Below are 10,609 nucleotides of genomic sequence, written 5' to 3'. Positions count from 1 at the left end.
GGCTCACACCATGAGATTGCAGCGGTATGTCACCAGGCGACATTACTACTAATAACGCGGCGAAATGAGGCGAGATGGCGAACGAGGACGTCGGCCATTTCATAAGAAGCTGTAGTGCGTTTCTTACGGCGCAATGAGCACGGCCATGCAGGCTGCAAGGCTTTGCTTTTAGAGAGGGCTGGAGGAGTGTGATATGAAAAGCCCTGGCTCACGAGCATCAGGGCTTTTTAGTTGGCGATTACTGCAGGCTTATATTGGCCAGCGTGACGATAATACCAATGCCGGCGACAGTGGCGGCTACTGTATTGATGGAGAACACTGTGCGTATCTTTCTGGACAGTCTCCATGGCTTTACGGCGAACGCATAGATCAGCAGGAAGATGATCGCGAAGATTTCCACCTGCGCGAGCAGCACTACCGCACTGCCAAAAGCCATTGATCCGGACAGGGCATCAGAATCTCGCGACAGATAATATGTCAGCAGGGTGCCGATGATGGGTAGCCAGATCCCCAGGCTGATAAGGATCAGTGGGACGGGGTTGAAAGAGCGTGTTTGGTTTTCGGTGTCCACTTTTTTTCCTTGATGAGTGATCCAGCGATCAGGGCTTCTCGATCTCTGAAACTGCTGTCGGTGCCTCGGTCTTCGCTGTGCGTATCTCGCGGTTCCATTGCAGGATGATCATCACTAGCGTCGGAATGCCCAGCAGAGCGGTGATCAGGAAGAAATTGTGATAACCGAATTTCTCCACCACCACGCCGGAATAACCGCCCAGCAGGCGCGGCAACAGCAGCATGATGGAGCTGAGCAGGGCGTATTGAGTGGCGGAAAACTTAAGGTTGGTGAGGCTCGACAGGTAGGCGACAAACGCCGATGTCGCCAGCCCGGAGCTGAGGTTGTCCAATGAGATGGTCAGGATCAGCATCTTCACGTTCGGCCCCATGTCCGCCAGCAACAGGAACAGGATGTTGGTCGCTGCCGAGGTGAAACCGCCGATGAACAGGATCGGCATGATGCCGAAGCGTACGATCAGCAGACCACCGGCACCTGCGCCCAGCAGCGTCATGATCAGGCCGAAGATCTTGCTGACGCTGGCGATCTGGTCCTTGGTGAAACCCTGGTCGATATAGAACACGTTGGCCATGACGCCCATCACCGTGTCCGACATTCGATAGGTCGCAATCAGGCCCAGTAACAGTAGGGCCTGCCAGCGATAACGCATGATGAAGTCGTTGATCGGCGTAAGCACCGGTGCCAGCCCGCGGCGCCCCATAGAGGACAGGCAGGCGAAGGTCAGGAGCGTGTAGAGAATGGCGCGCAGGAAAGCCCGGTCTTCCAGCAGCAGGTCCAGCCAGCTGGTGCCGTTGAACAGCACGCTGGCGAAGTCGGTGTTGTAAAGCTGGGTAAACATTGCCGGTACTGAAACCAGCAGCACGATGAGCACGAACACCGAGGCCAACTGGTGGGTAAAACCATAGCGCGCTGCCGACAGCTGGGTGCGCAACGGTACTGGTGGCTCGCGCATGATCAGCGTAGTGACCAGCGCTGGCAGCATCAGCAGGCCAAACAGCACATAGGTGCCGGTCCACGCTGAATGCTTGTAAGCAAAGCCTGTGGAGCCGAAACCTTCAGCGAAGTACAGCGCGCCCGCGGTCGCCAACAGTGCGGCCACCCGATAGCCGGACATGTAACTGGCGGCGAGGGCGGCCTGCTGGGTGTCCTGAGCGATTTCAAGGCGATAGGCGTCGATGGCGATGTCTTGCGTTGCGGAGGCGAAGGCCACTACCACGGCAATTGCGATCAGCCATGACAAATGCTTTTGCGGATCGCAGAAACCCATGCCGATCAGGCCGAGAATCACCAGGCTCTGTGCAAGCACCAACCAGGAGCGCCGCCGCCCCAGCTTGCCCAGAAACGGCAGGCGCCATTGGTCGAGTAAGGGCGACCAGACCCATTTAAAGGCGTAGGCAAGACCGATCAGGCTCGCATAGCCGATAGTCTCGCGAGCAACACCGGCTTCGCGCAACCACACGGATAAGGTCGAAAAGACCAGCATATAAGGCATGCCCGCAGCGAATCCGAGCAGCAGTAACACTAATGTCGACGGGCTGGCATATGCGGCGAGCGCGGCGCGCCAGGTTTTACGGGGCATGGGCTGGAATCTGCCTCAGGTTACGAAAACAAAGGGCGCACTCTAACCGCTGTGCTATAGGGGACGCCAGCCATGGCGCTGCATATCCACCCGATTATTCAGAATGGTAACGCCCTCGGCGCGCAAACGGGCTCGCTGTTCGTCACCGGACACACTGCCAGCGGGCAGACTGAGCCGACCGCCGGCCCCCAACACCCGATGCCAGGGCAGGGAAGAGCCGTCCGGCAACTGACTCAATGTACGGCCCACCCAGCGCGCAGCTCTGCCTAGCCCTGCCATTTCAGCCAGTTGACCGTAGGCGACCACCTTACCCTCCGGTATTTGTACCATCGTCAGGTAGAGAGCCGTACGTCGTATTTCAGTAGCTGACGGCTCGCCAGGGTAAAGAAGTGTCAAGTCTGGGTTGGTCACACATTTATCCTGTATAAAACGATATTGATTGTCGTTCGCGGAACTTTGGTCGATCGCTGCTGTCTGTTACCACCGTGTCCGGCGGTCAATGGATTGAGATCGCCTTGATGTTTTTCTGCAGGATAATGCCCGCCTTCCCGCCAAACAGAGCCTGATTACCGCTTATGTTGTCCAGAACCCTGCTGTGCCTCGCAATTACTACTGTTTCCACTCCATTGCTTGCCGACACTGTCTGGTTGAAGAACGGTGACCGGCTGACCGGCACAATCAAAGTGTTCGATGGTGGCAAGCTACTGCTGCAGACCGAATACGGCGGCGCTATTCCGTTGGACTGGAAGCAGGTCAAAACCCTGCAAAGCGATCAGCCGCTGCTGGTCAAACAGGATGAGCACACAGGCGAAGTCTCCAAGTCGTTGCAGGCTGCCGATGATGGCAAGGTCGTATTGGCTAATGGCGATGCCCCCAGGACCGTCGAGCTGGCAAGTATCCATCAGATCATCAAGCCCAAGCCGGTTATTACTGATCTTGTCTGGAAAGGCAATATCGATGCGGCGCTGGATTTCCAGCAGGCAGAAAACGACACCAATGACTACAACATTGCCTTCAAGACTTCGGCGCGTCACGGCCAGTGGCGCCATAACGCCAAAGGCGATTACAACCGCGAAACGACCGATGATGTGGTCGGCACTGACAACTGGAGCGCCGAATACTCGCTGGACCGCTTCCTGACCGAGAAATTCTTCTGGGACGCTCGCGTGACTTACAAGCGCGACAAGATCGAAGACCTGTCGCGCCAGCGTGTTGTCGGTACAGGTCCTGGTTACCAGCTGTGGGATGACGAACTGGGAGCCTTCAAGGTCGGTGCGCTGCTCAACCGCACAGATTTCGAATTCTCCAACGGCCAGAAGGAAAACTTCTATTCCGTTGCAGGCACCTGGGATTACAACCGCTACCTGATCGGCAAGAAATTCGAGTTTTTCAGCAACGGCGAGCTGGGCAAGCCGTTGAGTGGCGTTGCCGATTACTCGATGGATGTCGAAGCCGGGCTGCGCTACAAGGTTACCGACTGGGCGTCGCTTAACCTGAAGGCCGAGAAAAACATCATCAGTGGCTCGGATAACGGCGACGTGGACAAAACCCGCTACACCGCCGGTTTTGGTGTGAGCTGGTAAGCAACGTGGCGAGCGATGCGCACTGTGTGCATCGCTCTGCCGCTATGCGCTGACTAGATTCTCATCGCGCCGTCCAGCTCCAGTATGCGGCCGCTGAAATAATCGTTTTCAAGAATGTACGCCACCGAGTGGGCGATTTCGTCCGGTTTGCCCATGCGCTTGAGCGGGATGGCCGAGGTCATCTTCTCCAGTGCTTCGGGGCGCATGCTTGCGGTCATTTCGGTTTCAATGAACCCCGGTGCCACGCCTGCCACGCGGATTCCGTAGCGTGCCAGTTCCCGTGCCCAGGTAACCGTAGCGGCGGCAACACCGGCCTTGGCCGCCGAATAGTTGGTTTGTCCGATATTCCCCGCCCGTGAAATCGACGAGATATTGATGATCGCGCCCTGAGTCTTCTGCTCGATCATTTTCGCCGCTACCTCGCGCGTGCAGAGGAATACGCCGGTCAGGTTGACGTCAATTACCGACTGCCATTGCGCCAGGCTCAGTTTGGTAATTTCGCCATCCTTGACCTTGACCAGCAGGCCGTCACGCAAAATACCGGCGTTGTTGATCAGGCCATGAATGGCCCCGAAGTCCTCGGCGACCTTGTTGACCGTGTCGACGACCTGTTCTTCATTTGCGACATTGCACAGGTAGGCGCGAGCCTTGACCCCGAGCGCCTCACAGGCTGCGACGGCCTGATCAAGCTTGTCCTGATTCAGGTCCAGCAGCGCCAGGTTCGCGCCCTTGCCAGCCAGATACTCGGCCATGGCTCTGCCTAGCCCCTGGCATCCGCCGGTGATAATTATCAGCTTGTCTTTCAATTCCATGTGCGTGCCCAATCACAGTTGATCGTTTCCATGGCATCACTGGCTTGATGCGAGTGCTTATGCCATAGCCAGAGCACGTTATAGGCTGTTTTTGCGCGCTCGTCTCGGGTCTGCCAGCTAGCCCTGAAATACACCGATACACGTTTGTGAAGCCCTGGTTCAGCTGACTTATGCGCATAATTGAGCTGTTACCCAAGCGCAGGGAGCTTGAATTAACGACCTTCTGACATCACATACGGTCTACTCGGAAGGCATTCTTCCCTTGAGGAACTCATTTGATGCGTGTTTTTTTGCTGCTGTTTTTATTATTCCCGGTACTTGAGCTGTTTCTGCTGGTTCGTGTCGGGATGTCTATCGGCTTTCTCTGGACCTTCCTGCTGGTCGTCGCGACGTCGATGCTCGGCTTGTTCGTCATGCGGGTAGCCGGTTTTGCGACGGCGCTGCGTGCGCGCGAAAGCCTGGCGCGTGGCGAGCTGCCTGCACAGGAAATGCTCGAAGGCCTAATGGTCGCCGTCGGTGGCGGTCTACTGCTGTTGCCCGGCTTCATCAGTGACATTCTGGGTGTGATCTGTCTGCTGCCGTTTACTCGTCGTCTGCTGATCAACAAGGTTCGTCGCCGTGCAGAGGATCAGGCTATGCGTCAGCGCGCCTTCGCCGATGATCTGCAGACTCGGGCCAATCAGGGACCTGCCAGCCATCGCCCGAATGCCATACACCAGCCGACCCGCGAGCCGGATGTCATCGAAGGCGAGTTCGAACATCGCGACAAGTAGCCGTTATAACCCCGGCAGCGCGGCACCTTCGGGTGTCGCGCTCGTTTTGGCGTGGCAATTGGGCTGTAAAATTTTTTTGCCCAAGACTTGTAATCACTTTGCTCGCCCTTATGTATGGGTCACCGCAAGGTTTCTGGCATAAAGGCCAGACCGTATTCTGCGGTTCGCGCGTCGAACCGTAACCGGCAAGTCCGGATTTAAACCGGCCGGTGCAGTCACCGGACGATCAAACAAACATAATCAGGAGATCGACAATGAAGCTTCGTCCTCTGCATGACCGCGTCGTAATCCGTCGCAGTGAAGAAGAAACGAAAACTGCCGGCGGTATCGTTCTGCCAGGTTCGGCTGCTGAAAAGCCTAACCGTGGCGAGATCGTTGCTGTGGGTACCGGCCGCGTGCTGGACAACGGTGAAGTGCGTGCGCTGGCTGTGAAAGTGGGTGACAAGGTTGTGTTCGGCCCTTATTCCGGCAGCAACACAGTGAAAGTAGACGGCGAAGACCTGCTGGTGATGAGCGAGAACGAGATTCTTGCTGTTGTCGAAGGCTGAGTGCTCCCGCTGATTTCCGTTACTACAAAGTATTCAAGGAATAATGATCATGGCTGCTAAAGAAGTTAAATTCGGCGATTCTGGCCGCAAAAAAATGCTCGCCGGTGTAAATGTCCTGGCTGACGCAGTTAAAGCGACCCTGGGCCCTAAAGGCCGCAACGTTATCATCGAGAAAAGCTTTGGCGCTCCGCTGATCACCAAAGACGGTGTATCGGTTGCCAAGGAAATCGAGCTTAAAGACCGTTTTGAAAACATGGGCGCGCAGCTGGTCAAAGACGTTGCCTCCCGTGCCAACGATGACGCCGGTGACGGTACTACTACCGCTACCGTTCTGGCTCAGGCCATCGTCAACGAAGGCCTGAAGGCTGTCGCTGCCGGCATGAACCCGATGGACCTCAAGCGCGGCATCGACAAGGCGACCATTGCCATCGTTGCAGAGCTGAAAAAGCTGTCCAAGCCTTGCACCGACACCAAGGCAATCGCCCAGGTCGGTACCATCTCGGCCAACTCTGATCACTCCATCGGCGACATCATTGCCGAAGCCATGGAAAAAGTGACCAAAGACGGCGTTATCACCGTTGAAGAAGGTTCGGGTCTGGAAAACGAGCTGTCTGTTGTAGAAGGCATGCAGTTTGACCGCGGTTACCTGTCTCCGTACTTCATCAACAAGCCAGACACCATGGTTGCCGAGCTGGACAGCCCGCTGCTGTTGCTGGTCGACAAGAAGATCTCCAACATTCGCGAAATGCTGCCGGTTCTGGAAGCAGTCGCCAAGGCTGGCCGTCCTCTGTTGATCGTTGCCGAAGACGTTGAAGGCGAAGCGCTGGCAACTCTGGTTGTCAACAACATGCGCGGTATCGTGAAAGTTGCAGCCGTCAAGGCTCCAGGTTTCGGCGATCGTCGCAAGGCTATGCTGCAGGACATCGCTGTTCTGACCGGCGGTACCGTTATCTCCGAAGAGATCGGCCTGAGCCTGGAAACCACTACCCTGGAACACCTGGGTAATGCCAAGCGCGTCATCCTGAACAAAGAAAACACCACCATCATCGATGGTGCTGGCGTCAAAACCGATATCGACTCGCGCATCTCTCAGATCCGTCAGCAAATCGGCGACACCAGCTCAGACTACGACAAGGAAAAACTGCAAGAGCGTCTGGCCAAGCTGTCTGGCGGCGTTGCAGTGATCAAGGTCGGTGCCGGTTCCGAAGTTGAAATGAAAGAGAAGAAAGCCCGCGTTGAAGACGCCCTGCACGCAACCCGTGCAGCCGTCGAAGAAGGCGTGGTACCTGGCGGTGGCGTAGCACTGGTTCGCTCCCTGCAAGCTATCGAAGGTCTGAAAGGCGACAACGCTGATCAGGACGTCGGGATCGCTCTGCTGCGTCGTGCAGTTGAAGCGCCGCTGCGCCAGATCGTTGCCAACTCCGGTGACGAGCCAAGCGTTGTTGTCGACAAGGTCAAGCAGGGTTCGGGTAACTTCGGTTACAACGCTGCTTCCGGCGAATACGGCGACATGATTGAAATGGGTATCCTTGACCCGGCCAAAGTGACTCGCTCTGCTCTGCAGGCGGCGTCCTCCATCGCCAGCTTGATGATCACCACCGAAGCGATGATCGCTGATGTGCCTGAAGACAAGCCAGCAGGCGGCGGCATGCCGGACATGGGCGGCATGGGTGGTATGGGCGGCATGATGTAAGCCGGCTTTACCCCGAAAAGCTACACCCATAAAGAACCCCGCCTTGTGCGGGGTTTTTTATGGTCTTGCTGTTCCGGATCAATCAGTGCGTCGGTTGTACTTTACTGTTCTCGAGGCCCTTGGGTTCGGGGCGGTAAAGCACAAAGTAGTAAACCCCCAGACAGATCAGCCAGCAAAACACTGCAGTCCAGATGTTATGGGAAAAGAAGTGCGCGCCTTGCAGCATTCGGCCGATGGAGAACACTGTTCCCAAACCGAAGGCCAGGGCCAAACCCATTTTCGCCATTCTCGGGCGGCGGTCGCGCAAGGCGAAGAACAGGGCAAACAGGGTAAAACCGGTGGCTGCATGACCACCTGGCCAGCAACGCCCTGGCTTGTCGGTGGCAGGGCGCGGGCTCAACAATTCGCTGTAGGTTTCCTGGCCGCCGAACTCGGTGAGGCTCCAGGGGCATTGCACCGAAGTCATCACTTTTACTGGCGTCACGAAGGCGGTTGAAAGCGCCATGGACAACACCAGACAACCCAGTTCTCTGCGCCAGGGGATCAGACGTTCTACCTTGAACGACGCGGCAAAGCCGATCATGGCCAGTACGCCGAAAACCATCACCAGTTGTTTGGCGCGGTCGTGAAGGACGTCTTCCAGAAAATAGCTGTGCCTGCCGATGAATTGTCCACTGACGGGATCAAAGGCAAGCCTGGCGATGTCCATGTCCAGCGAAGTCAGCTCAAGGAGTACGAGGGTCAGCGCGACAACAGCGGGGATACCCAGATAAATCCACAGATTGATTGGGCGAGAGTAGGGTGGGGCGACGGTTTTCGACATATCGAATCCAGATCGGTGAAAGGCATGCCGCGATCATTGTGTGCGACGGTTTGTCTCAAAGTGTGTCATGTGCTTTGTAAATCATAGGTGAAAAAATCGTCATACCATATCGGCGCTGGCCCTGACGCTCACTTCGTCTTAAGCTGCGCCAGCCCAAACTGCATATGAGAGTGCGTTATGCGAATTCTTCTGGTTGAAGACAACCGCGACATCCTGGCGAACATGGCCGATTACCTGGGCATGAAAGGCTATACCGTCGACTGCGCTCAGGATGGCCTCTCAGGACTGCACCTGGCAGCCACCGAGCATTACGACCTGATTGTCCTCGACATCATGCTGCCGGGCATCGACGGCTACACGCTGTGCAAGCGTCTGCGCGAAGATGCCCGTCGTGATACCCCGGTCATCATGCTGACCGCACGCGATCAACTGGACGACCGTCTGCAAGGCTTCCGCTCTGGCGCTGATGACTACCTGCTCAAGCCGTTCGCCCTGTCCGAACTGGCCGCGCGCATCGAAGCGGTGTTGCGCCGTGCCCAGGGCGGCGGGCGACGGACGTTGCAGGTGGCCGATCTGGTGTATGACCTCGATACCCTTGAGGTGACGCGTGACGGCCGGATGCTCAAGCTCAACCCGGTAGGGCTCAAGCTGCTCGCCGTCCTGATGCAGAAAAGCCCGCATGTACTGCGCCGCGAGATTCTGGAAGAGGCACTGTGGGGCGACGACTGCCCGGACAGCGACAGCCTGCGCAGCCATGTGCACCAGTTGCGTCAGGTGATCGACAAACCGTTCGGCAAACCGCTGTTGCAGACCGTGCACGGTGTGGGCTATCGCTTGGCCGAGGGCCGGGATGGAGTTTAAACAGAGTCTTGCCCAACGGATCATTATTGCCTTTGCATTGATGAGCGCACTGGTCGCCGGGTCTTTCGCCATCGGTATCATCTCCACGGTCCATCTGGTCGAAGAAAAACTGATTTCTGCTGGCCTCGGCGGCGATCTTAATCGCCTGATGCTGATGGACAGTGTCAGTGACTGGAGCCACCGGCCCAAGCCCGATCAGTTGTTCTACTTCAGCAACGGTCCGGGCGATTTCGATTTGCCCAAAGACCTTCGGCACCTTGAACCCGGTTTTCATGAGGTCTTCCGTGGGCCACTGTCGTACCACGCCATGATCGAGGTGGTAGACGGTCGGCATTACGCCCTGCTTCAGGATCAGAGCGATTTTGAAGAGCGTGAGCGGGTTCTGTTCGCGGTCGTGCTGGTCGGTTTTGTTCTGGCGTTGGCGCTGGCGGTATTTCTCGGCTGGGTATTGGCCCGCCGAGTGATGGCGCCGGTAGTGCGTCTGGCCAGGCAGGTTCGTCACCGTGACCAGTTGCTGGGGCTGGCACCGCCACTGGCGCCTGACTACGCCGCTGATGAGGTGGGCGAGCTGGCGGTGGCGTTCGATGCAACGCTGGGGCGTCTGAGGCAAGCGTTGATTCGTGAGCGCATGTTCACCAGTGACGTGAGTCATGAGTTACGCACCCCGTTGATGGTGCTGGCCAGCTCCTGCGAGCTGCTGCTGGAGAACCCTGCGCTCGACCTGCGAGGGCGTCGTCAGGTCGAGCGTATTGGCCGTGCCTGCGAAGAGATGCGTGATCTGGTGCAAACGTTCCTCATGCTCGCCCGCACCCAGCGTGAGGATCCGGCCATGACGCCCAAGGCCACGCTGGTCGGGGTGGCCGAACAGTTGATCTCTCAATGGCGTGATCCAATAGAAGGCAAGGGGCTGCAACTGACCTACACGCCACCTGCCGATGACCAGCTGTCCGAAATTCGTTACAACGCGACCTTCCTCCATGCCGTGATGGGCAACTTGCTGCGTAACGCGCTGCACTACACCGATTACGGATTCATTGCGCTGACCCTGCACGCCGAAAGTTTCACCGTTGAAGACAGTGGCGTCGGTATTCCCGAGGAAAAACGCGAGGCCATGTTCGAGCCATTTGTGCGTGGCAATGAGCAGCGCGGGGAAGGCCTGGGTCTTGGTTTGTCACTGGTGCAGCGCATCTGCGCCAACCAGGGATGGAGCGTTGATCTCACGCCTATGGAGCCGCACGGTTGCCGGTTCGAAGTGACACTGAACCTGAACAAAACCTGACGTTCATTTTGAGCAAATCCACCTCAGTGTGTGGCGGCAAATCGACCGCACTTCGTCGATAAGTCACACATGGCGTTTAACTCTCTG

Annotated in this window: 11 protein-coding genes; 6 read left to right on the top strand and 5 right to left on the bottom strand. The window is 57.1% G+C overall.

Annotated elements, in window-relative coordinates:
- Positions 1–238: 238 nt before the first annotated feature.
- From RGM3321_RS14000 to RGM3321_RS13990, 3 genes are read right to left on the bottom strand one after another with little or no spacing between them, the layout of a single operon-like run.
- Positions 239–571, bottom strand: coding sequence for a hypothetical protein (locus RGM3321_RS14000; protein WP_244393552.1), 333 nt, complete (start codon positions 569–571; stop codon positions 239–241).
- A gap of 28 nt (positions 572–599) precedes the next feature.
- Positions 600–2,150 carry an AmpG family muropeptide MFS transporter gene (locus tag RGM3321_RS13995; protein WP_244393551.1) on the bottom strand — a complete coding sequence of 517 codons (1,551 nt, stop codon included), beginning with the start codon at positions 2,148–2,150 and terminating at the stop codon, positions 600–602.
- 54 nt (positions 2,151–2,204) lie between these two features.
- Entirely contained in the window at positions 2,205–2,561 is a 357-nt protein-coding gene (locus tag RGM3321_RS13990) for an MGMT family protein (RefSeq protein ID WP_244393550.1), read from the bottom strand.
- Between the two features lie 164 nt (positions 2,562–2,725).
- On the opposite strand from RGM3321_RS13990, the gene RGM3321_RS13985 reads away from it, so the two are divergent.
- A complete protein-coding gene (locus tag RGM3321_RS13985; protein ID WP_244393549.1) occupies positions 2,726–3,733 on the top strand; it encodes a DUF481 domain-containing protein in 1,008 nt (335 codons plus the stop codon).
- Between the two features lie 53 nt (positions 3,734–3,786).
- Here RGM3321_RS13985 and RGM3321_RS13980 read toward each other — a convergent pair whose 3' ends face one another.
- Positions 3,787–4,545, bottom strand: coding sequence for an SDR family oxidoreductase (locus tag RGM3321_RS13980; RefSeq protein ID WP_244393548.1), 759 nt, complete (start codon positions 4,543–4,545; stop codon positions 3,787–3,789).
- 278 nt (positions 4,546–4,823) lie between these two features.
- Here RGM3321_RS13980 and RGM3321_RS13975 point away from each other — a divergent pair, with 278 nt between their 5' ends.
- The 3 genes from RGM3321_RS13975 (at position 4,824) to groL (ending at position 7,559) form a co-directional block, all read left to right on the top strand.
- Entirely contained in the window at positions 4,824–5,318 is a 495-nt protein-coding gene (locus RGM3321_RS13975) for an FxsA family protein (protein ID WP_244393547.1), read from the top strand.
- Positions 5,319–5,572: 254 nt separating this feature from the next.
- Positions 5,573–5,866 (top strand): co-chaperone GroES, encoded by a 294-nt coding sequence (locus RGM3321_RS13970; RefSeq protein ID WP_003304675.1) that lies wholly within the window; start codon positions 5,573–5,575, stop codon positions 5,864–5,866.
- Positions 5,867–5,915: 49 nt separating this feature from the next.
- Positions 5,916–7,559 carry a chaperonin GroEL gene (groL, locus tag RGM3321_RS13965; RefSeq protein ID WP_002555022.1) on the top strand — a complete coding sequence of 548 codons (1,644 nt, stop codon included), beginning with the start codon at positions 5,916–5,918 and terminating at the stop codon, positions 7,557–7,559.
- An 82-nt stretch (positions 7,560–7,641) separates the two neighbouring features.
- Here groL and RGM3321_RS13960 read toward each other — a convergent pair whose 3' ends face one another.
- Positions 7,642–8,382 (bottom strand): phosphatase PAP2 family protein, encoded by a 741-nt coding sequence (locus RGM3321_RS13960; RefSeq protein WP_244393546.1) that lies wholly within the window; start codon positions 8,380–8,382, stop codon positions 7,642–7,644.
- A 177-nt stretch (positions 8,383–8,559) separates the two neighbouring features.
- Between RGM3321_RS13960 and colR the strand changes: the two genes are divergently transcribed.
- Together colR and RGM3321_RS13950 are read left to right on the top strand one after the other, a co-directional pair.
- The gene (gene colR, locus RGM3321_RS13955) at positions 8,560–9,243 is read left to right on the top strand and encodes a two-component system response regulator ColR (RefSeq protein ID WP_244393545.1); all 684 of its coding nucleotides are present in this window, start codon (positions 8,560–8,562) and stop codon (positions 9,241–9,243) included.
- Positions 9,233–10,522 (top strand): HAMP domain-containing sensor histidine kinase, encoded by a 1,290-nt coding sequence (locus RGM3321_RS13950; RefSeq protein ID WP_002555019.1) that lies wholly within the window; start codon positions 9,233–9,235, stop codon positions 10,520–10,522. Before colR ends, RGM3321_RS13950 begins: the two co-directional genes overlap by 11 nt.
- The last annotated feature ends 87 nt before the right edge of the window (positions 10,523–10,609 follow it).

This window comes from Pseudomonas sp. RGM 3321 (assembly GCF_022836805.1).
Lineage (GTDB): Bacteria > Pseudomonadota > Gammaproteobacteria > Pseudomonadales > Pseudomonadaceae > Aquipseudomonas.
The sequence above is the reverse complement of the archived record's forward strand: the minus strand, read 5'-3'. Positions and strand labels throughout refer to the sequence as shown.